We start from the raw sequence: 19,780 nt of genomic DNA, 5'->3' as shown, positions 1-19,780 counted from the left end.
ACGGCTCCTTTGCACCCTTGCAACGGAGCCGTTCGCGGTATGACCTTGAACGCGCTTGGCAGGTCCGCCACAGGTGTGTACCTTTCCGGCAACATCCTTGGCCGGTATCCATGGCGCTTCAGATGCACGACAAGACGGCGGACCGACCGTCAACCTTCTGGCCCCAGCTCTCGCGGTGGGCCAGCCGGGTCGGCCTCGCCAAGCGGCTGGCGGTGGCGCTCAGCCTGGCGGCGATCGCAGCCGGCTTTGCCACCTACGGTGCGCTGACCGAGACAGCGGCGTTCGGCGGCTCGAATCCGCGTACGGTCACGCTGCTGCTCATCCTCGACATGGTCCTGCTGCTGCTGCTGGCCGCGCTGGTGGCGCGCCGCATCGTGCAGATCTGGATGGGGCACCGGCGCGGCATGGCGGGCTCGCGGCTGCACGTCCGGCTGGTCGCGGTGTTCAGCCTGCTGGCGGTGGCTCCGGCCATCGTTGTGGCGGCGTTCTCGGCGATCTTCTTCTACGTCGGCGTCCAGTCCTGGTTCAGCGACAAGGTGCGCACGGCGGTGCATGAGTCCCTGCAGGTGGCGAGCGCCTACCTGCACGAGCACCAGCAGAACATCCGCGCCGACGCCCTGGCCATGGCCAACGACCTGAACCAGGAGGCGGTGCGGCTGTCCATCGACCCGGAACGCTTCGATCAGGTCGTCTCCACCCAGGCGGCGCTGCGCGCGCTGTCCGAGGCCATCGTCTTCCACGGCACGACCGGGCGGATCCTGGCGCGCTCAGGCTTCAGCTTCGCGCTGGAGTTCGACCCGATCCCTGACACCAACCTGGAGCAGGCGCGCAACGGCGAGGTCGTGCTGATCGTGCACGAGAACGACGACCGCGTCCGTGCGCTGATCCGCCTCGACCGCTTCGTCGACACCTATCTGTACGTCGGCCGCGTCGTGGAGGCGAAGGTGCTTCAGCACTACGCTGCCGCCAAGGGCGCGGTGACCTCCTACACCGAGCTGGAGGGGCAGCGCGGGTCGCTGCAGATCACCTTCACGGCGATCTTCGTCATCGTGGCGCTGCTGTTGTTGATGGCGGCGGTGTGGGCGGGGCTGAACTTTGCCACGCGGTTGGCCCGCCCAATCTCCGCCCTGATCGGCGCCGCCGAGCGGGTGCGCGCTGGCGACCTCCAGGTCCGCGTCTCGGAGCCGCGCGACGAGGACGAATTGGCGCTGCTGTCGCGCGCCTTCAACCGCATGACCACCGAGATCGAGAGCCAGCGGCGCGAGCTTCTCCAGGCCAACAGCCAACTCGACCAGCGCCGCCGCTTCACCGAGACGGTGCTGGGCGGCGTCACCGCCGGTGTGATCGGCCTGGATGCTGACGGAATCATCAATCTGCCCAACCTTTCGGCAGCCCGCCTGCTCGGCGTCGAGGACCCCGAGACCCTGATCGGCCGCCGCCTCGTCGAGCTGTCGCCGGAGATGGGCGAGTTGCTCGACAACGCGCCGCGCCGCCCCGGCCGTCTGGTGCAGGAGCAGGTGCAGATCCGCCGCCCCGGCGCCGCGCCGCTGACTTTGCTGGTGCGCATCAGCGCCGAGGCCGGGGGAGGGGAGATCCGCGGCTACGTCGTCACCTTCGACGACATTACCGAGTTGGTCTCCGCGCAGCGCAAGGCGGCCTGGGCCGACGTGGCCCGTCGCATCGCGCACGAGATCAAGAACCCGCTCACCCCCATCCAGCTGTCGGCCGAGCGGCTGCGCCGCAAGTATTTGAAGCAGATCACCCCGGACGACACCGAGGTGTTCACCATGTGCACGGACACCATCGTCCGGCAGGTGGACGACATCCGGCGCATGGTGGACGAGTTCTCGGCCTTCGCGCGCATGCCGCAGCCGGTGATGAAGCCGGTCAACGTCAACGACCTCGTTCGGCAGGCGGTGTTCCTGCAGACCAGCGCGCACGCCGGCAAGGTGAAGTTTGACGTGCAACTGCCGCAAGGCCCGCTGACCGTCGCCTGCGATTCCCGGCAGATCAGCCAGGCGCTGACCAACCTGTTGCAGAACGCGGTGGACGCCATCGAGGGGCGCCCGGCGCCGGAGAACGGCGGGGGGCCGCCGCCCGGTCACGTCGGCGTGCGCATCGAAGCCGACGCTGAGCGTGTCGCGCTGGTCGTCGAGGACAACGGCAAGGGCCTTCCCCAGGACGAGCGGCACCGGCTGACCGAGCCGTACGTTACCACCCGGGCCAAGGGCACCGGGCTGGGGCTGGCGATCGTCAAGAAGATCATGGAGGACCACGGTGGCGAGCTGACGCTCGACGACCGGCCGGAGGGCGGCGCGCGCGTCGCCCTGGTCATCCCACGCAACACCGCGGCGGCGGAGCCCGCCACCGCGGAGGAAAGGCCGGCGCAGACCGGCGGTGAACAGAGGCGGACAGCCAATGGCTCATGACATTCTGATCGTCGATGACGAGTCGGACATCCGGATGCTCATCGCGGGCATCCTGAACGACGAAGGGATCAAGACGCGAGAGGCGGCCAACGCCGACGAGGCGTTCACCCAGGTCGCCGCGCGGCGGCCGAACCTCGTCATCCTCGATATCTGGTTGCAGGGCAGCCGGCTTGATGGCTTGCAGATCCTCGAGCAGCTGATGCGGGACCACCCGAACCTGCCGGTCATCATGATCTCCGGCCACGGCACCATCGAGACGGCGGTCAGCGCCATCAAGATCGGCGCCTACGACTTCATCGAGAAGCCGTTCAAGGCCGACCGCCTGCTGCTGATGGTCGAGCGCGCCATCGAGGCCGCCCGTCTGCGGCGCGAGAACGAGGAACTGCGTCTGCGCGCCGGCGGCGAAGTGGAGCTGATCGGCCGCTCGTCGTCCATCACCCACGTCCGCCAGAGCATCGAGAAGGTCGCCCCGACCGGCAGCCGCGTGTTGATCACCGGCCCCGCCGGCTCTGGCAAGGAGGTGGTGGCGCGCCAGCTTCACCAGCGCTCGCGCCGCAACACCGGCCCGTTCGTCGGGCTGAACTGCGCCACCATGCGCCCCGACCGGCTGGAGATCGAGCTGTTCGGCACCGAGGGCGGCATCGACGGCGGCGGCCGCAAGATCGGCACCTTCGAGCAGGCGCACGGCGGCACGCTTCTGCTCGACGAGGTCGCCGACATGCCGCTGGAAACCCAGGGTAAGATCGTCCGGGCCCTCCAGGAACAGACCTTCGAGCGCGTCGGCGGCGGCCACCGGGTCGAGGTGGACGTGCGCGTCATCGCCACCTCCAACCGCGACCTCCAGGCCGAGATCGAGAACGGGCGCTTCCGGCAGGATCTGTTCTACCGCCTCGCCGTGGTGCCGATCCGCGTGCCGGCGCTGGCCGAGCGGCGCGAGGACATCCCGTTGCTGGCCAAGCACTTCATGGTCCGCTCGGCCGAGGCCGCCGGCCTGCCGGCGCGCGAGTTCGGCGAGGACGCCATGGCGGCGCTGCAGGCCTACGACTGGCCGGGCAACGTGCGCCAGCTGCGCAACGTGGTGGATTGGCTGCTGATCATGGCGCAGGGCGACCACAAGGAGCCGATCCGCGCCGACATGCTGCCGCCGGAGATCGGCGCCATCACCCCCACCGTGCTGAAGTGGGACAAGGGCGGCGAGATCATGGGCCTGCCGTTGCGCGAGGCGCGCGAGGTGTTCGAGCGCGAATACCTGCTGGCCCAGGTCACCCGATTCGGCGGCAACATCTCGCGCACCGCCGCCTTTGTCGGCATGGAACGCTCCGCCCTGCACCGCAAGCTGAAGAGCCTGGGCGTGCACGGCAATGAGAAGGGGAAGGCGTTCATCGACTGAGATGCCTCGGCGCTTGGTGTGTCAGAAACTTAATGTTAACGTCAACCATCCGCGCCCGTTGGGGGCGCGGATGGTTGAGACACGCTGTTACCTCCTCGGGTCAGAGAACGAAGAAGAACGAAGAAACCGATGGCTCGATGGGCATATGTCAACGGCCGCTATCTGCCGCACGACCGTGCGGCGGTCCACATCGAGGACCGCGGCTTCCAACTCGCCGACGGGGTGTATGAGGTCGTCACCATTCTCGACGGCCGCTTCGCCGACATGGACGGCCACCTCGACCGGCTGGACCGCAGCCTGACCGCGTTGGGCATCCCCTGGCCGGTCAGCCGCCGGGTGCTGGAGCGGGTCATACGTGAGCTGGCGCGCCGCAACGGCATCCACGACGGCGCCGTGTACATGCAGGTGAGCCGCGGCGTGGCGCCGCGCGACTTCCGCTTCCCGTCGCCGCGACCGTCGTCGCTGGTGATCACCACGCGGCGCGTGCGGCGCTGGGCGCAGCCGGGGCAACTGGAGGACGGCGTTCCGGTCATCACCATCCCCGACATCCGCTGGGGCCGCCGCGACATCAAGACCACCGGCCTGCTCGCCCAGGTGTTTGGCAAGCAGCAGGCGGCGGAAGCCGGCGCCTTCGAAGCGTGGATGGTCGATCCAGACGGCACGGTGACCGAGGGTTGCTCCTCCAACGCCTGGATCGTCACGGCCGAGGGCATGCTGGTCACCCGCGAGCCGAGCCACAAGATCCTCAACGGTGTCACCCGTCTGGCGCTGCTGCGTCTGGCCCGCGCGGCTGAGTTGCCGATCGAAGAGCGGCCGTTCACCGTGGCCGAGGCTTTGGCGGCCCGTGAGGCGTTCGTGTCGTCGGCCGGCACCTTCGCACTGCCGGTCACCCGCATCGATGGCCACACCGTCGGCACCGGCAAGCCGGGCCCGGTTGCGCTCGGCCTACGGCGGGCCTACATCGACGACGTTCTGCGGGGAAGCCTGTGATCCACACCTCGACCGAGTCGCCGGCGCTGCCGCGCGCGGTGCTGTACGACTGGGACAACACCCTGGTCGACAACTGGGGCACGATTCGCGCCGCGCTGAACCACGCCCTCGAGCAGCATGGCCAACGGCCGTGGACCGAGGAGGAATCGCGCGAACGGATCAAACAGTCGCTGCGCGACAGCTTCCCCCGCATTTTCGGCGAGCGCTGGACCGAGGCGCGCGACCAGTTCTACGCCTATTTCGAGGCGCACCACCTGGACCACCTGCGCCCGATTCCCGGCGCCGAAGCCCTGCTGGAAAGCTTCGCCGCACACGGCGTCTACCAAGCGGTAGTCTCCAACAAGACCGGCCGGTTCCTGCGCGCCGAGGCGGACAAGCTGGGCTGGACGCGCTTCTTCGGCCGTCTCGTCGGCGCCCAGGACGCTGAGGCGGACAAGCCGCACTGCGCGCCCGTGCACATGGCCCTTGCACCGTCGGGGATTGCGCCGTCGCGCGAGGTGTGGTTCATCGGGGATGCCGACATCGACATGGAATGCGCCCATGCCGCCGGACTCGTGCCGGTTCTGGTGGGCGCCGCGGAGGGGGAGGGCTTCGGCCGTTTCCCGCCAGCGCATCGATACGACACCTGTGACACGCTGAGTGGCTTGGTGCGGCGTATCGGTGATACCATATCCGTGCAAGCTCCGGATGGGACGGGTTCGGCAGACTGAACGATAAACTCTGGTGCGGGGAGTGGGCTCTTGAGGAGCCCCAATAAACATTGAAGAAGGGGGCACACCGACATGTCTGAAAAAAGCCAGAATGTGCAGGACGTCTTTCTCAACCACGTCCGAAAGAACAAGACTCCCGTGACGGTCTTCCTGGTGAACGGCGTCAAACTTCAGGGCATCATCACCTGGTTCGACAACTTCTCTGTCCTGCTGCGGCGGGACGCGCATTCGCAGCTGGTCTACAAGCACGCGATCTCCACCGTGATGCCGGCGCATCCGATCCAGCTCTTCGAACCGCCCAAGGAAGGTGAAGGCAATTAACGGCTTCTCGAACGGTACGCCGCCCGGCGGCGACTCCCGCGAATCGCACGGCTCCGGCCGAGCCATCGTCGTTCATCCGGTGCTCCGCGACGCCCACGAGGCGCCGCGCGCGCCGGAGGCTTGCCTGGAGGAGGCTGTCGGCCTCGCCCAGGCGATCGAGCTGGAGGTCGTGTACGCCGAGTGCGCGCGCGTCAGCCGGCCGCACCCGTCCACGCTGCTCGGCTCGGGCACCGTCGAGCACCTCGCCCAGGTGGTGGAGGAGAGCGAGGCGTCGCTCGTCGTCATCGACCACGCGCTCAGCCCGGTGCAGCAGCGCAACCTGGAAAAGGGCGTCAAGGCCAAGGTCATCGACCGCACCGGCCTGATCCTGGAGATCTTCGGCGCCCGCGCCCGCACCCGGGAAGGCCAGCTTCAGGTCGAGCTGGCGTCGCTGACCTACCAGAAGTCGCGCCTCGTTCGGTCATGGACCCACCTGGAACGCCAGCGCGGCGGCTTCGGCTTCCTGGGCGGCCCCGGCGAATCACAGCTGGAGATGGACCGCCGCCTGATCGGCGACCGCATCATCAAGATCAAGAAGGAACTCGAGGACGTCCGGCGCACCCGCGGCCTGCACCGCAAGGCGCGCGCCAAGGTGCCGTACCCGGTGGTGGCGCTGGTCGGCTACACCAACGCCGGCAAGTCCACGCTGTTCAATCGGCTGGCCAACGCCGACGTGTTCGCCAAGGACCTGCTGTTCGCCACGCTGGACCCGACCATGCGGCAGGTGACGCTGCCCTCGGGCCGCAAGGTGATCCTGTCGGACACGGTGGGCTTCATCTCCGACCTGCCGCACCATCTGGTCGAGGCGTTCCGCGCCACGCTGGAGGAGGTGGACGGCGCCGACATCATCCTGCACGTGCGCGACATCTCGCACCTCGACACCGAGGCGCAGCGCGACGACGTGGCCGCGGTGCTGCGCGACATCGGCATCGACCCGGAGACCGACGATCGCGTCGTCGAGGTGCTGAACAAGATCGACTGCCTGGACGCGGAGGAGCGCGACGCGCTCGCCGCCCAGGCCCGGCGCGACCCGCGGCAGGTCTGCGTCTCGGCGCTGACGGGGCAGGGGATCGAGGCGCTGGACGCGCTGCTCGACCAGCGCATGAACCTCGGCCGTCAGGTGGTGGACCTGTCCATCGACCTCGGCAACGGGGCGGCGCTGGCGTGGCTGTACGACCGCGGCGAGGTGCTGGAGCGCCGCGACGACGAGGCGCACGCGCATCTGCACGTGGCGCTCGACCCGGCCGACCTGGCGCGCTTCGAGAAGCGCTTCTCGGCCAGCGCGTGAGGGCAGGGTGCCATGGATTTGTCCGTGGCGGCGGAGCCCCGCCGGTTCCATAATGCTGGCTGAGGCTCCATCCACCCCGCGGACTCCCGTGCGCGCGCTCGTCGCTCTGTTCCTTCTGCTGCTCGCCACGGCGCCGGCGTCCGCCCAGGACGCCGACGATTCGCCGGAGCCGCCCCTGCCCAAGGCGCCGCCGGAGATGCCGCTGGCGCCCGCCGGTCCGGTGGTGCTCGGCCCCGACCCGCGCGAACTGCTGGTCGAGCAATGCAAGGACGGGGACTTCGTCGAGTGCTTCAAGAAATGGCGCCCGCCACCGCCTCCCGCACCGCCGCCCGAGCCCGAGAAGAAGGAAGCAAAGGCGACCGAACCGCCGCCGCCTCCCGATCCCAACGCGCCGCGCGAGCCCGCCGTGGGCGGCCCGCTGGTCGGCCCGCCGCCGGAGCCGAATCCGGCGGCCGATCAGGCCACCTACGACGCGCTCGTCAAGGCGATGAAGGAAGCCGGCCTGGAGGGCAAGGTGCCGATGCCCGGCCCGCCGCAGGACGGCAGCACCACCATGGAACTGGCTCCGCCGAAGCCTGTTGCCCCGAAACCGCCCCCCGGCAAGTCCGACCCCAAACAGAAGGCCCCGGTCAAACCGTGACCCGCACCACGCTGCCCGACCTCGACCGCGTCTCCGCCCTCATCCGGGAAGTCGCGGAGAGCGAGATCCTTCCGCGCTTCCGCCAGCTCTCGGCGGAGGACATCCGCCAGAAGACCGGCCCGACCGACCTGGTGACCGTCGCCGACGAGGCCGCCGAGCGCGTGCTCAGCCCGCGGCTGCGCGACCTCGTGCCCGGCAGCACCGTGATCGGCGAGGAGGCGGTGGCCGCCGACCCGACGGTGCTGAAGCGGGTGTTCGGCGAGGAGCCGGTGTGGATCATCGACCCCATCGACGGCACCATCAACTTCGCCGGCGGCAACCCGACCTTCGCGGTGATGGTCGCCTACGTGCGGGGCGGCGAGACGCTGGCCGGCTGGATCCACGACCCGTGCACGGGCCGCACCGCGGTCGGGGCGAAGGGGCAGGGCGCCTGGCTGGGCAGCCGCCGGCTCCGTGTGGCGGCCCCGGTGCCGGTGGCGGACATGGTCGGCGCGCTGTCCGTCCGCTACGCCGGCGAGGCGACCACCGCCCGCCTGAACGCCCGCAAGCCGGCCGTGAAGGAGGTCGTCTGCCTCGCCTGCGCCGCGCACGAATACCTGCGCCTGCTGGACGGCGTGGCTCACTTCTCGGTGTACCACAAGCTGATGCCGTGGGACCACGCGGCCGGCATGCTGCTGCACGCCGAGGCCGGCGGCTACGCGGCGCTGGTGGACGGCCGCCCCTACGCCCCCACGGTCTTGGAGGGCAGCGTGATGATCGCCCCCGACCGCGACAGCTGGACCACCCTGCGCGACACGCTCTACGGCTGAGCGCGTCAGGCGCCGCGTGGGGCGAAGAGGATCACCGCGGCGCCGAGCAGGCAGACGGCCGCGCCGGCCAGATCCCAGCGGTCCGGCCGGCTGCCTTCGACCGCCCACAGCCACGCCAGCGACGCCGCGATGTAGACGCCGCCGTACGCCGCATACGCCCGTCCGGCGAAGGCTGCGTCAACGCGGGTAAGCAGCCACGCGAACAGCGTCAGGCTGAGCAGTCCGGGCAGCAGCCACAGCGCGGACTTGCCCAGCCGCAGCCACGCCCAGAACGCGAAGCACCCGGCGATCTCCGCCAGCGCGGCGCCCGCGTAGATCAGGAGAGCGGCGGCCATGATAGCGAACCGCTATTTCGCTTCTTCGCGCTTGGCTTGCTGCCAGAACGCCTCCATCTCGTCGAGCGTGGCGTCGGCCGGCTTGCGACCCTGTTCGCCGAGCAGGTCCTCGATCCGGTGGAAGCGGCGCTCGAACTTGGTGTTGGTGCCGCGCAGAGCACTTTCCGGATCCACCTCCAGCCGGCGGGCGAGGTTGACCAGGGCGAACAGCAGGTCACCCAGTTCGTCGGCGACGCGCTCCTGGGCGGCACCGCCGTCGATCTCGGCGCGCAATTCACCGACTTCCTCCTCGATCTTGTCGAGGATGTCGCGCGCATCGGTCCAGTCGAAGCCGACGCGCGCGGCGCGTTTCTGCAGCTTCAGCGCGCGGGTGAGGGCAGGGAGGCCGGCGATCACCCCGTCCAGCGCCGACGGCGGCGCCTGCCCTTGCGCCGCGGCCTTGGCGGCGCGCTCGGCCGCCTTGTGCTCCTCCCAGCGGGAGGTCTGGTGCTCGGCCGTACGGATCTCCTCGGAGCCGAAGACGTGCGGGTGGCGGCTGATCATCTTGTCGGCGATCACACCGGCCACCTCATCGAAGTCGAACAGGCCTTCCTCGCGCGCGAACTGGCTGTAGTAGACGACCTGGAACAGCAGATCGCCCAGTTCCTCGCGCAGGGCCGCCATATCGCCTTTCTCGATGGCGTCGGCAACCTCGTAGGCCTCTTCGATCGTGTGCGGCGCGATGGTCCGGTAGGTCTGCTCGAGATCCCAGGGGCAGCCATTCTGCGGGTCGCGCAGGCGGGCCATGATGTCGAGCAGGCGGTCTGTGTTGCGGGCCATGGTCAGCTCTGGGTACGGAGTGGGCCCCCGACCTTAACCGACCGGCCTGCCATGGGAAAGCCCGCCGCCCCGATGCGAACAAAGATCGCATAAGCGTGATTATGGAAATAAAAGTGAAGGGTGGGCAGGGCGGTGTGCGCTTCCCGTGGCGCCCAGTGTTGGTTAAGCTCCGCCGTCCTTCTCCGCAAGCGCGGTCGTCCTCCATGACACGTTCACCGCTCTGTTGGTTCCCAAGCCTCGTTCTCACGCTCTGCGCCGTGGCAGCGCCAGTGCATGCTCAGAGTCTCGACTGCCGCAAGCCGTCGGGCGTCGTGGCGCGGGCGGTCTGCGGCAATGCTGACCTGCGCGCGCGCGACGAGCAGTTGGCCGAGGCGTTGGGCACACTCGGCGCCTATACGCCGCGCCCGGAGCGCGACGCGCTCAAGCAGACGCAGTCGACGTGGCTGGCCGAGCGCGACCGCACCTGCGACGACAAAGCCAAGGCAAAGGCTTGCACGGCGCTTTACGAGAAGCGCAGCGAAGACGTGGCGATGCAGTCCCAGGCGGCGCAGAAGCGTCTGGCCGCCGTGGCGGCTGGCATCCTCAAGGATCCGAAGGCCGCCGCAGCCGGACTGCAACGCTACGACGGCGCAGCGGCCAAGGCGTGGCTGATCTACCTGTACCACACTGGCACGGTGACGGTGCCCGACAAGGACGTGGAGATTGGCCGACTGGCGCGCGAAATCATCGAGCGGGATCTCGCAAATGACCGTGAACTCCTTGAAGAGATGAGGGCTATCGGCGATGTGACGAGGGCGGACACCGCGGGCGTTCTGCTGTTCCTGCGCCACGCGCTGTCTACCACCGAGTTGGACGCCCCGTGCTTCCTGTTCGCCAAGCACGGCCTACCCGCCTTCGAGGCGTTCGGCCCGTTCTGGGGCGGCAGCCGCGACGACATGCCGGAACTGTGCCATGACATACACTCCGTTTACGACCTGCCGGAATGGAAGAAGCTAGCCGCGCTGATGGAACCGGCCGGCGGGCCGGGGCCGGAAATCACCATCCGGAGCGCCTACGATCGGCAGTTCGCCATCGACATCCTGCAGGCTTCGATAGCGCCCGGAACGCTGCTGGAGGCGCCACGCTCGCCCGAGGCGAAGAAGGCCGCCGAGGCGCGCGACAAGGCGGTCGCCGCCTTCCGCGGCTGGAAGGACTATCAGGTGTGGCCGGAGGCTCAGCACAAGGCTGCCGTCGCCGCCCTTCCCTCCGCGATCACCGCCACATCAAAGCTTTATCAGGAAAATTTCAAGCTTCCCGCGAAGATTGCCGAGCAAGTCGCGCGCGCCGCGGCGGACCGCTTCATCGCTGGCCGCATCGCTCTGTTCGTCGGCGAAGACGTGATGGAGGACGAGTGAGCATCAGAGGTCGATGACTAAACCGTCGTACGCCGGCTCGACGCCCGGCGGCAGGATGCACCGCACCGCCTCGTAGTCCATGGTCTGGTTCATGTGCGTGAGGTAGGCGCGCTTCGGCTTCACGCGCTCGATCCACTCCAGCGTTTGCGCGAGGTGCGAATGCACGGGGTGCGGCGGCTCGACCCGCACGCAGTCGACGATCCACACCTCGATGCCCTCCAGTGCGGCGAAGGCCGCGTCGTCCAGGCGCACCACGTCGGTGGAGTAAGCGAAGCGATCGAAGCGGAAGCCCAAAGTGGGCATCCAGCCGTGATCCTGCACGAAGGGCACCACCGACATGCCGGCCACCTTGAACGGCCCTTCGACGGCCTGCGGCACCAGGACCGGCCGGTAGATCGGATCGCCCGGATTCAGCGGCGTAAAGGCGTAGTCAAAGCGGCGGGCGATCTCCGCCAGATGTTTGGCCATGCCGAAGGCCGGTAGCGGCGCGTCCATGAGGCGGCAGATCTCGCGCAGTTCATCCAGGCCGTGCACGTGATCGGCGTGGTTGTGCGTCCACAGCACCGCGTCCAGGCGCTGCACGTCGGCATCAAGAAGCTGCTGGCGCAGGTCCGGCGAGGTGTCGACCAGGATGCCGGCCCCGCCCTGCTCCACCAGGATCGACGCGCGCGTGCGACGGTTCTTCGGGTTTGTCGAATCGCAGTCGCCCCACTGGTTGCCGATGACCGGCACGCCCGACGAACCACCGCAACCGAGGACCGTGACCCTCATCAATCCGGCCCCGGATCGGATTGGGGCACGCGGTCGAACAGCCGGAAGAAGTTGCCGGTGGTGATCCGCGCCATCTCCTCGGCTGACACTCCTTTCACCGCGGCGACCGCGGCGGCGGTGTGCGCGACATAGGCCGGCTCGTTCCGCTTGCCACGGTAGGGCATGGGGGCAAGGTAGGGCGCATCGGTCTCGACCAGGATGCGATCGAGCGGCACGTCCCTGACGATGGCGCGCAGGTCGTCCGACTTCTTGAAGGTGACGATCCCCGACAGCGACAGAGAAAAACCGAAATCAATAGCGTCTTCAGCCACTTGCCGGCCGGAACTGAAGCAGTGCAGCAAGCCCTTCACCGGCTGTCCGGCGGCCTCTTCGCGGACGATGCGCATGATGTCATCGTCGGCGTCGCGGGTGTGGACGATCAGCGGCAGACCGGTTTCCATGGCCGCACGGATGTGCAGACGGAAGCACCCCTGCTGCACGTCGCGCGGGCTCATATCGTAGTAGTAGTCGAGGCCCGTCTCGCCGATGCCGATCACCTTGGGGTGCTTGGCGAGTTCGATCAGCCGCTCGACCGAGACGCCGGCGATCTCCTCCTGCGCTTGGTGCGGGTGGACGCCGAGCGAGCAGTAGACGTCCGGAAAACGCTCGGCGACGGCCAGCACGCGTTCGAACCGGGTCAAGTAGGTGCAGATGGTGACCATCCGCCCCACTCCGGCCGCCCTCGCCCGCTCGACGACGGCGTCCAGTTCCTCGGCGAAATCCGGGAAGTCGAGATGGCAGTGGCTATCGACCAGCATCAGGCCTTGGGCTCCTCGACGAAGCGCGGGAACACGCCCTGCGGCGCCGGCAGTGGCGTACCGCCCGTCAGCGCGCCGGCGGGGCCGAGATTGCCGAAGCCGCGCACCTTCTCGCCCTGCCCCAACTGGTCCAGGATCTTCGCCGAGGCCGCCGGCATCACCGGCTGCGTCAGGATGGCGAGGTGGCGGATCGTCTCGGCCAGCACGTACAGCACTGTGCCCATGCGCGGCGGATCGGTCTTCTTCAACGCCCAGGGCGCCTGCTCATCCACGTAGCGGTTGGCGTCGCCGACGACGGCCCAGATGGCGTCCAGCACCTTGTGGAAGGCCTGCACGTCGATCTCCGCCCGCACCACCGGCAGCAGCGCGTGGGCAGCGCCCAGCAGCCTGTTGTCGGCCTCGGTGAAGGGGCCGGGCTGCGGCACCTGGGCGCCGCAGTTCTTGTTGATCATCGACAGCACGCGCTGGACCAGATTGCCGTAGTCGTTGGCGAGATTGCCGTTGATCCGCTGCACCATGGCGGCGTGGCTGAAGTCGCCGTCGTTGCCGAACGGCACCTCGCGCAGCAGGAAGTAGCGGGTCTGGTCGAGGCCGTAGGTGGTCACCAGCTGCTCGGGCGCGATGACGTTGCCGAGCGACTTGGACATCTTCTGCCCCTCGATCGTCCACCAGCCGTGTGCGAAAACGCGCTTGGGCGGCTGCAGCCCGGCGGCCATCAGGAAGGCCGGCCAGTAGACGGCGTGGAAGCGCAGGATGTCCTTGCCGACCATGTGCAGGTCGGCCGGCCAGTACTCGGCGTACTCGCCGGTGGTGTCGGGATAGCCGACAGCCGTGATGTAGTTGGTCAGCGCGTCCAGCCAGACGTACATGATGTGCGCGTCGTCGCCCGGCACCGGAATGCCCCACTTGAAGGTCGTGCGGCTGACCGACAGATCCTTCAGGCCGGACTTGACGAAGGAGATGACCTCGTTGCGCTTGCCCGGCGGCAGGATGAAGTCGGGGTTCTTGTCGTAGAACTCCAGAAGCCGCTCCTGCCACGCCGACAGGCGGAAGAAGTAGCTGGGCTCCTCCACCCACTCGCACTCGGCGCCGGTCGGGGCGATCTTCTTGCCGGTGGGCGTGGTGGTCAGCTCGTCCTCGCCGTAGAACGCCTCGTCGCGCACCGAGTACCAGCCGGCGTAAGAGCCCAGGTAGATCTCGCCGGCATCCAGCAGCTTCGTCCACAGCGCCTGCACCGAGGCGACGTGGCGCGGCTCGGTGGTGCGGATGAAGTCGTCGTTGGAGTAGTTCATCACCCCGACGAGGTCGCGAAAGTTCTGCGACACCTTGTCGGTGAAGGCCTGTGGCGCGATGCCGGCGGCCTGCGCCGACTTCTCGACCTTCTGGCCGTGCTCGTCGGTGCCGGTGAGGAACTTGACGTCGAAGCCGTCCAGCCGCTTGAAGCGGGCGAGCACGTCGCAGGCCAGCGTCGTGTACGCGTGCCCGATGTGCGGCACGTCGTTCACATAGTAGATCGGCGTCGTCAGGTAATAGGTTTTCGACCCGGCCATGGTCGGTGCACTCCCGAATGTGCTCAGCACTGGTTAGGTGGCGGTCGCCTCGATGGTGGACAAGGCGTTCAGCACCACCTGCTTGCGATCCAGATTGGCGGATTCCGCGCGCGCGAAAAGGCGCCCGATCTTTTCCCACACCTCCACCCAGCGATCAAGGCTGCGGGCGTTGGCGAGGCGGGTCATCAGCGCCGCCTCGCCCGGCACCACCTCCGCCGGCCATTCGCCGCGCGCCAGTGCGCGGGCAAAGCGGGCCAGCCACCACACCAGCAGGTCGGTGGCGGTCTCGTAGAGGCCGTCGTCCTGTTTGCGGGTCAGCTTGTCGCCGAAGGCGTGCGCGGCGGGGATGTCCAATTTCGGCAGAGAGCCGAGCAGCCCGACCAACTCGCGGTAGAGGCCGAGTCCGCCGGCATCCGCCAGCGCGACGGCACGGCCAATAGAGCCCTCGGCCAGTCGTGCCAGGGCGTGACGGTCGTCCTCCGCCACGTCCGGGCGATGCTGTGCCAGCAGGCCGACCACCGCTTCCTCGGCCAGCGGATTCAGCGCCAGCTTGCGGCAGCGCGAGCGGATGGTCGGCAGCATCCCGCCGGGATTGTCCGAGACCAGCAGCAGCAGGGCGTAGGGTGGCGGCTCCTCCAGGATCTTCAGAATGGCGTTGAGGCCGGCCGTGTTCATGCGGTCGGCACCGTCGATGACGGCGACGCGCCAGCCCTCCTCCGCCGAGGTCTTGCGCAGGAACGGCGCGATCTTGCGCACGTCGTCCACGGCGATGTCGCGCTTCATGCGATCGCGCTTCTCGTCCATCTGCCGCTCGACCGTCAGCAGGTCGGCGTGGCCGGCGCTGGCGACGCGGCGGAACACCGGGTGCTGTGGATCGAGGTGGAGCGAGGCTGGTTGCGCGGGCGCGCCGAACAAGCCTGCGCCGCCGCCCTGCCCGCCCTGCGCCAGGACGAAGCGCGCGAAGCGGAAGGCTAGCGTCGCCTTGCCGATCCCCGGCGGCCCACCGATCAGCCAGGCGTGCGGCAACCGACCGGAGCTCCAGGCGGCCAGCAGCGTGCGCTCCACCTCCGCGTGACCGGTCAGGTCCGGATTGCGGCGCGGGGCGAGCCCGTCGACCTCGACGGGTTCGGCGGCTTTGGTGGCGCGGCTCACGGGAGCGTTCCTTCAGACATGTCGGCACAGTGGCGTAATCGTGGTGCGCGGCGCAAGTCCCTCTCCCCTGGGAGAGGGTGAGGGTTTATTTGCACCGCTGCTGGTCGGCGGACGCGCGGGTCCACACCTCGGTGCGGCCGAGCAGGGGGATGCCGACGTAGCCGCGCAGGCGCAGGCGGTCGGGGCCGTCCGGCTCCATAGTGCCACTGTAGGTGTTGCCGGACTCCGGGTCGTAGACCCAACCGCTCTCCCAGCCCGTCGCGGTCGGCGCGAAGCCGCCGAGCATGGTGATGCCGCACAGGCGGCGGCTTCGCTGCTCGGGCGACGGGTTCTTGCTGTCGAGGCCGGCGTCGGGGCCGGAGCGCTTTTCCAAATACCAAACCAGCCGGCCACAGGCCTTGGCCCCGCAGGGCTGTACCTCGATGGCCGCCTCGCGGTTCGCGGTCAGCCAGACGCCGAAGGCGTCCTGCGGCGCGGCGGATGCCGGGCTTGCGGTCAGGACGGTAAGGACGAGCGGAATCGCTGCACGCATGGGCTCACCTCCGAGCCCACAAGTGGGGACTCAGGCGGCGAGAGTCAGCCGCCGCGTCACCGCATCCAGGATGGCGGCCTGCACCACCTCCACCGGATGGGCGGCGTCGATCACCGCGCAGCGCTCGGGCTCGCGCGCCGCGATGTCGAGGAAACCGTCACGCAGGCGCGCGTGGAAGCTCAGGTCCATGCGCTCGTAACGGTCCTCGTCGCCGCGCCGGGCGTTGGCGCGATCCAGACCGACTTCTACCGGCAGATCCAGGATCAGCGTCAGGTCCGGGCGGAAATCGCCGAGCGCCACACGCTGCAGCGCCTCGATCGGCTCACGCCCTAGGCCGAGGCCGTAGCCCTGGTAGGCCATGGTGCTGTCGAAGAAGCGGTCGCACAGCACCCAGCGCCCGGAGTCCAGCGCCGGCCAAACCGTGCGCTCCAGATGGTCGCGGCGGGCGGCGGTGTGCAGCAGCGCCTCGGTCATGCCTCCCCAGCGGCCGGTCTCGCCGGAAACCAGCAGGCGCCGGATCTCCTCCGCGCCCGGCGAGCCGCCGGGCTCGCGGGTCAGCATCACGTCGATGCCGCAGGATGCCAGCGAATCCGCCAGCAGGCGGAGTTGGGTGGATTTGCCCGCCCCCTCCCCGCCTTCCAGCGTGATGAAACAGCCCCGAGCCATCAGGAGCCCGCGCCAAACACGAGATACTTGGCCGCGGCGAAGGCGCGGCCGACGAAGCCCAGCTTGTCCACGTCGGTCGCGGCGACCACCGGCACCTCCTTGCTGGGCGCGCCGGGGGCGGAGATCACCAGCTTGCCGACCGTGTCACCCTTCTTGATGGGCGCGGCGACCGGCTGATTGGCGACCAGCGTCACCTTCATGTTCGCCCGGTCGGTGCGCGCCATGGTGACCTTGAGGTCCTTCGGCACGGTCACCGGCACCGTCTTCTGCTCGCCCAGCCAGACCGGCACCTCCTCGATGGCGTCGCCGGCCTTGAACAGGGCGTAGGCGTTGAACTCGCGGAAGCCCCACTCCAGCAGGCGGGTGGTCTCGTCGGCGCGCGCCTGCATGGACGGCAGGCCGTTGATCACCAGCACCAGACGGCGCCCCTCGCGCTCGCCCGACGCGGTGAGGCCGTAGCCGGCGATCTCGGTATGGCCGGTCTTCAGGCCGTCGACGCCGGCGCTGTTGCGGTACAGCAGCGGGTTGCGGTTGCCCTGCTTGATGCCGTGGTAGGTGAACTCCTTCTCCGAGAACAGGTAGTAGTACTCGGGGAAGTCGCGGATCAGATGCTCCGCCAGGACCGAGAGATCGCGGGCGGTCATGTAGTGGTTCGGGTCGGGCCAGCCGGTGGCGTTGATCAGGTTGGTGTTCTTCAGCCCGATTTCCTTCAGGCGCTTGTTCATCTTCTCGGCGAAGGCCTGCTCGGAACCGGCCAGACCCTCGGCCAGCACGATGCAGGCGTCGTTGCCCGACTGGATGATCACGCCCTTGATGAGGTCGAGCACCTTGATGGTGTTGTTCAGCTCCACGAACATCTTGGAGCCCTGCATGCGCCACGCGCGCTCGCTGACCGGCAGCGTGTGGTCGAACGACAGGCGGCCTTCCTTGAGCGCCTCGAAGACCATGTAGAGGGTCATCAGCTTGCTCATGGACGACGGCGGCATGCGCTCGTCCGCGTTCTTCTCGAACAGGATCGTGTTGGTCGACAGGTCGAGCAGGATGGCCTGCTTGCCGATCGTCTCGATCGTAGCGGCGCGCGCCGGCAGCGCGAGGCCGGCCGCGACCAGCGCGGCCACCATCGTGGCGGCGAAGCGGATGCGGACAGCGGTCATCGGTATTCCCCTCTCAACCTTCCGTGTCTTTCCCGAAACGGGACGATCAATCCACAATGATTTTGGCGTCCGTAAGGCCGGCCTGGAGCACCTGGGCCAGCACGGCGTCCGCCCTCTCCACGCTGTCCAGCGGCCCGATGCGCAGACGCTGCATCGGCTGCTTGCCCAGCATCGCCGTGCTGACCTGAGCCGGCTGGCCGAGTGTGCTCACCTGCGCGCGGGCGCGGGCGAGGTTTTGCGCGTTGCCATAGGACCCGACCTGAACGTAGATCCGGCTGCCACCGCGGACCGGCAGGTCGACCGAAGCCGGAGCCGGCAGGAAGCGGCGCTCTACCACCGTCCCGGCTACCGTGGTCGGCGGCGGGACATCGGCGGCGCCGACTTGGCCCTCTCCCTTAGGGGCGGGCGGCAGCGGCGCGAGCGGCCCGGCGCCGGGCAGGCTCGCCACCTCGATCTTGGAGCGCGGCGCTGCCTTGGGTGCCGTACCGTCGGTCTCGGCGAGGACCGGCGGCGGCGTGCCGGCCCGCGCCGCGGCGGCGATCTGCCGGCTCTCCTCGGCGAGGATCTGCACACGCAGCTTGGCGGTGTCCGCCTGCTCGTAGCCCAGCAGTTGGGCGGCACGGCGCGACAGCATGATGACGCGGTTGTTGGCCGCCGGCCCGCGTTCGTTGACGCGGATGACGACCGAGCGGCCGGTGTCCAGGTTGGTCACCCGTGCGAGACTCGGCAACGGCAACGTGGGGTGCGCCGCCGTCATCTCGTTCGGGTCGTGGATCTCGCCGTTGACGGTCGGCTTGCCCTGCGCCCCGGCCCCGTACACCGAACCGATGCCGGTCTCGTCGTACTTGAAGTCCTCGGACGGGTAGTACCAGACGCCGGCGATCTGGTAGGGCTTGCCGACGCGGTAGACGCCGCTCGTCGGCAGGCCAGAGGCCGGCGGCTCGGGCGCCGCGCACGCCGCGAGCGACAGCGCCACGGCGAGCGCCATCGTTCCTCTCAGCATGTGCCCATGGCGCATCGCGCGACCCCTCTAGATCTGGTGGCCGCACTCTAATCGAGTTACCACGCGCCGCCAAGCGGCGGGGCGGCGTTGCCTCACGGAAGTCGCACTGCGGCCATGCCCGCCGGCGCGGGCGGCGGATTCGGCGCCGGGAACAGCGCGTCGCTGCGGTCCATCAGCCGGTACGCCACGAGGCCGATCCATTCGCGCACCGCCCAGCTCAGCTTGTCCAGGTTGCCGTCCAATTCGAAGATCAGATAGGGCTTCGGCCCCGGCCGGCTGCGGTAGTCCACCGGATAGGGCAGCACCTCCCAGCCGACGCGCCGGAAGATGCCGACCGAGCGCGGCATGTGCCACGCCGAGGTGACGAGGATCCAGGTGTCGCCGGGTTTAGGCCCGGCAAGATCGCGGCTGAACAGCGCGTTCTCCCAGGTGTTACGCGACTCGTTCTCAAACAGCACCCGCCCGGTGTCGAAGCCGACCTGGTCGAGTGCGGCGCGCATCACCTCCCCTTCCCGGTACCGGCCGCCCCACAGCGAGCCGGAACCGCCAGTGAAGACTATCCTGGCGTTGGGATAGCGCAGGCCCAGCTCGGCGGTGGCGAGCACCCGCTCCGCCGCTTCGTTCACCGAGGGCTCGTCGCGTTCGGCGGCCAGCGGCGGGTTGAGCGCGCCGCCCAGGACGATGATACCGTCCACATGCTTCGGCAGCGCGGGCTTCGGGAAGCGCTCCTCCAGCGGCCGGATCACCCAGGTGCCGACCGGCAGCGTGGTGAGGGCGAGGAAGCCGAGCGCGACGGCGGCCACGATCCGCCGCCCGGTGCGGCGGCGGGACTCGCGCCGGCTGAACAGCAGCGCCGCGCCGAACGCCAGCAGCAGCGCCAGCAAGTTGCCGGGCTGCACAAGGCCCCAAAGGATTTTGGAGAGGATAAAGGTCACGGAGCGTGAGAATAGGCAGATGGCATGCCTTTGCCCAGCAAGACGATGGGCTAACC

The 19,780-nt window shown here is 68.8% G+C and carries 20 protein-coding genes; 9 read left to right on the top strand and 11 right to left on the bottom strand.

Translation table 11 applies throughout. From position 1 onward, the window contains the following. The first annotated feature begins 110 nt into the window (after positions 1-110). From TSO221_RS05000 to TSO221_RS04965, 8 genes are all read left to right on the top strand, one after another. Positions 111-2,429: a PAS domain-containing sensor histidine kinase gene (locus tag TSO221_RS05000; RefSeq protein WP_247877916.1), complete on the top strand. Its 2,319-nt coding sequence runs from the start codon at positions 111-113 to the stop codon at positions 2,427-2,429. Next, positions 2,419-3,819, top strand: coding sequence for a sigma-54 dependent transcriptional regulator (locus TSO221_RS04995; RefSeq protein ID WP_109117369.1), 1,401 nt, complete (start codon positions 2,419-2,421; stop codon positions 3,817-3,819). Before TSO221_RS05000 ends, TSO221_RS04995 begins: the two co-directional genes overlap by 11 nt. Positions 3,820-3,948: 129 nt before the next feature. Further along, positions 3,949-4,809, top strand: coding sequence for a D-amino-acid transaminase (locus TSO221_RS04990; protein WP_109117368.1), 861 nt, complete (start codon positions 3,949-3,951; stop codon positions 4,807-4,809). After that, on the top strand, positions 4,806-5,519 hold the full coding sequence (locus TSO221_RS04985) for an HAD family hydrolase (protein WP_109117367.1): 714 nt from the start codon (positions 4,806-4,808) through the stop codon (positions 5,517-5,519). The genes TSO221_RS04990 and TSO221_RS04985 overlap by 4 nt, the downstream gene beginning before the upstream one ends. Before the next feature lie 72 nt (positions 5,520-5,591). Further along, positions 5,592-5,840, top strand: a complete 249-nt coding sequence (hfq, locus tag TSO221_RS04980; protein ID WP_109117366.1) for an RNA chaperone Hfq — start codon at positions 5,592-5,594, stop codon at positions 5,838-5,840. 64 nt (positions 5,841-5,904) lie between these two features. Further along, the gene (hflX, locus tag TSO221_RS04975; protein ID WP_247877925.1) at positions 5,905-7,167 is read left to right on the top strand and encodes a GTPase HflX; all 1,263 of its coding nucleotides are present in this window, start codon (positions 5,905-5,907) and stop codon (positions 7,165-7,167) included. An 88-nt stretch (positions 7,168-7,255) separates the two neighbouring features. Then, on the top strand, positions 7,256-7,807 hold the full coding sequence (locus tag TSO221_RS04970) for a hypothetical protein (RefSeq protein WP_109117365.1): 552 nt from the start codon (positions 7,256-7,258) through the stop codon (positions 7,805-7,807). Beyond that, complete coding sequence (locus tag TSO221_RS04965) at positions 7,804-8,616, top strand: inositol monophosphatase family protein (RefSeq protein WP_109117364.1); 813 nt, start codon at positions 7,804-7,806, stop codon at positions 8,614-8,616. The genes TSO221_RS04970 and TSO221_RS04965 overlap by 4 nt, the downstream gene beginning before the upstream one ends. A gap of 5 nt (positions 8,617-8,621) precedes the next feature. On the opposite strand, the gene TSO221_RS04960 is transcribed toward TSO221_RS04965, so the two are convergent. Both TSO221_RS04960 and mazG read right to left on the bottom strand, forming a co-directional pair. Continuing rightward, the gene (locus TSO221_RS04960; protein ID WP_109117363.1) at positions 8,622-8,951 is read right to left on the bottom strand and encodes a YnfA family protein; all 330 of its coding nucleotides are present in this window, start codon (positions 8,949-8,951) and stop codon (positions 8,622-8,624) included. Between the two features lie 12 nt (positions 8,952-8,963). Further along, positions 8,964-9,770 (bottom strand): nucleoside triphosphate pyrophosphohydrolase, encoded by an 807-nt coding sequence (mazG, locus tag TSO221_RS04955; RefSeq protein ID WP_109117362.1) that lies wholly within the window; start codon positions 9,768-9,770, stop codon positions 8,964-8,966. A gap of 203 nt (positions 9,771-9,973) precedes the next feature. Between mazG and TSO221_RS04950 the strand changes: the two genes are divergently transcribed. Continuing rightward, on the top strand, positions 9,974-11,164 hold the full coding sequence (locus TSO221_RS04950; RefSeq protein ID WP_158283990.1) for a lysozyme inhibitor LprI family protein: 1,191 nt from the start codon (positions 9,974-9,976) through the stop codon (positions 11,162-11,164). Positions 11,165-11,167: 3 nt separating this feature from the next. Here the strand turns inward: TSO221_RS04950 and TSO221_RS04945 are convergent, their stop codons facing one another. The 9 genes from TSO221_RS04945 to TSO221_RS04905 all read right to left on the bottom strand — a co-directional run bounded on the left by TSO221_RS04945 (position 11,168) and on the right by TSO221_RS04905 (position 19,688). Beyond that, on the bottom strand, positions 11,168-11,935 hold the full coding sequence (locus TSO221_RS04945) for an MBL fold metallo-hydrolase (RefSeq protein ID WP_109117360.1): 768 nt from the start codon (positions 11,933-11,935) through the stop codon (positions 11,168-11,170). After that, the gene (locus tag TSO221_RS04940) at positions 11,935-12,732 is read right to left on the bottom strand and encodes a TatD family hydrolase (RefSeq protein WP_109117359.1); all 798 of its coding nucleotides are present in this window, start codon (positions 12,730-12,732) and stop codon (positions 11,935-11,937) included. Before TSO221_RS04940 ends, TSO221_RS04945 begins: the two co-directional genes overlap by 1 nt. Further along, positions 12,732-14,282, bottom strand: a complete 1,551-nt coding sequence (gene metG / locus TSO221_RS04935; protein ID WP_109117358.1) for a methionine--tRNA ligase — start codon at positions 14,280-14,282, stop codon at positions 12,732-12,734. Before metG ends, TSO221_RS04940 begins: the two co-directional genes overlap by 1 nt. A 33-nt stretch (positions 14,283-14,315) precedes the next feature. Continuing rightward, on the bottom strand, positions 14,316-15,434 hold the full coding sequence (locus TSO221_RS04930) for a DNA polymerase III subunit delta' (protein WP_109117357.1): 1,119 nt from the start codon (positions 15,432-15,434) through the stop codon (positions 14,316-14,318). An 85-nt stretch (positions 15,435-15,519) separates the two neighbouring features. Continuing rightward, the gene (locus TSO221_RS04925; protein ID WP_109117356.1) at positions 15,520-15,966 is read right to left on the bottom strand and encodes a DUF2147 domain-containing protein; all 447 of its coding nucleotides are present in this window, start codon (positions 15,964-15,966) and stop codon (positions 15,520-15,522) included. A 30-nt stretch (positions 15,967-15,996) separates the two neighbouring features. Continuing rightward, positions 15,997-16,632, bottom strand: coding sequence for a dTMP kinase (gene tmk, locus TSO221_RS04920; protein ID WP_109117355.1), 636 nt, complete (start codon positions 16,630-16,632; stop codon positions 15,997-15,999). Further along, a complete protein-coding gene (locus TSO221_RS04915) occupies positions 16,632-17,786 on the bottom strand; it encodes a D-alanyl-D-alanine carboxypeptidase family protein (protein WP_109117354.1) in 1,155 nt (384 codons plus the stop codon). Before TSO221_RS04915 ends, tmk begins: the two co-directional genes overlap by 1 nt. A 46-nt stretch (positions 17,787-17,832) precedes the next feature. Continuing rightward, entirely contained in the window at positions 17,833-18,774 is a 942-nt protein-coding gene (locus TSO221_RS04910) for an SPOR domain-containing protein (RefSeq protein WP_247877915.1), read from the bottom strand. Positions 18,775-18,881: 107 nt separating this feature from the next. Next, positions 18,882-19,688 carry a YdcF family protein gene (locus TSO221_RS04905; RefSeq protein ID WP_247877914.1) on the bottom strand — a complete coding sequence of 269 codons (807 nt, stop codon included), beginning with the start codon at positions 19,686-19,688 and terminating at the stop codon, positions 18,882-18,884. Positions 19,689-19,780 lie beyond the last annotated feature (92 nt).

The organism is Azospirillum sp. TSO22-1 (assembly GCF_003116015.1).
Classification (GTDB): Bacteria; Pseudomonadota; Alphaproteobacteria; order Azospirillales; family Azospirillaceae; genus Azospirillum.
The sequence above is the reverse complement of the archived record's forward strand: the minus strand, read 5'-3'. Positions and strand labels throughout refer to the sequence as shown.

What these genes read in the sequence shown, in the direction of transcription:
- TSO221_RS04945 (WP_109117360.1), bottom strand. Translation starts at nt 11,935, where the DNA reads ATGAGGGTCACGGTCCTCGGTTGCGGTGGTTCGTCGGGCGTGCCGGTC.
- mazG (WP_109117362.1), bottom strand. Translation starts at nt 9,770, where the DNA reads ATGGCCCGCAACACAGACCGCCTGCTCGACATCATGGCCCGCCTGCGC.
- TSO221_RS05000 (WP_247877916.1), top strand. Translation starts at nt 111, where the DNA reads ATGGCGCTTCAGATGCACGACAAGACGGCGGACCGACCGTCAACCTTC.
- TSO221_RS04940 (WP_109117359.1), bottom strand. Translation starts at nt 12,732, where the DNA reads ATGCTGGTCGATAGCCACTGCCATCTCGACTTCCCGGATTTCGCCGAG.
- TSO221_RS04990 (WP_109117368.1), top strand. Translation starts at nt 3,949, where the DNA reads ATGGCTCGATGGGCATATGTCAACGGCCGCTATCTGCCGCACGACCGT.
- hfq (WP_109117366.1), top strand. Translation starts at nt 5,592, where the DNA reads ATGTCTGAAAAAAGCCAGAATGTGCAGGACGTCTTTCTCAACCACGTC.
- TSO221_RS04915 (WP_109117354.1), bottom strand. Translation starts at nt 17,786, where the DNA reads ATGACCGCTGTCCGCATCCGCTTCGCCGCCACGATGGTGGCCGCGCTG.
- TSO221_RS04950 (WP_158283990.1), top strand. Translation starts at nt 9,974, where the DNA reads ATGACACGTTCACCGCTCTGTTGGTTCCCAAGCCTCGTTCTCACGCTC.
- TSO221_RS04995 (WP_109117369.1), top strand. Translation starts at nt 2,419, where the DNA reads ATGGCTCATGACATTCTGATCGTCGATGACGAGTCGGACATCCGGATG.
- TSO221_RS04960 (WP_109117363.1), bottom strand. Translation starts at nt 8,951, where the DNA reads ATGGCCGCCGCTCTCCTGATCTACGCGGGCGCCGCGCTGGCGGAGATC.
- metG (WP_109117358.1), bottom strand. Translation starts at nt 14,282, where the DNA reads ATGGCCGGGTCGAAAACCTATTACCTGACGACGCCGATCTACTATGTG.
- TSO221_RS04925 (WP_109117356.1), bottom strand. Translation starts at nt 15,966, where the DNA reads ATGCGTGCAGCGATTCCGCTCGTCCTTACCGTCCTGACCGCAAGCCCG.
- tmk (WP_109117355.1), bottom strand. Translation starts at nt 16,632, where the DNA reads ATGGCTCGGGGCTGTTTCATCACGCTGGAAGGCGGGGAGGGGGCGGGC.
- TSO221_RS04910 (WP_247877915.1), bottom strand. Translation starts at nt 18,774, where the DNA reads ATGGCGCTCGCCGTGGCGCTGTCGCTCGCGGCGTGCGCGGCGCCCGAG.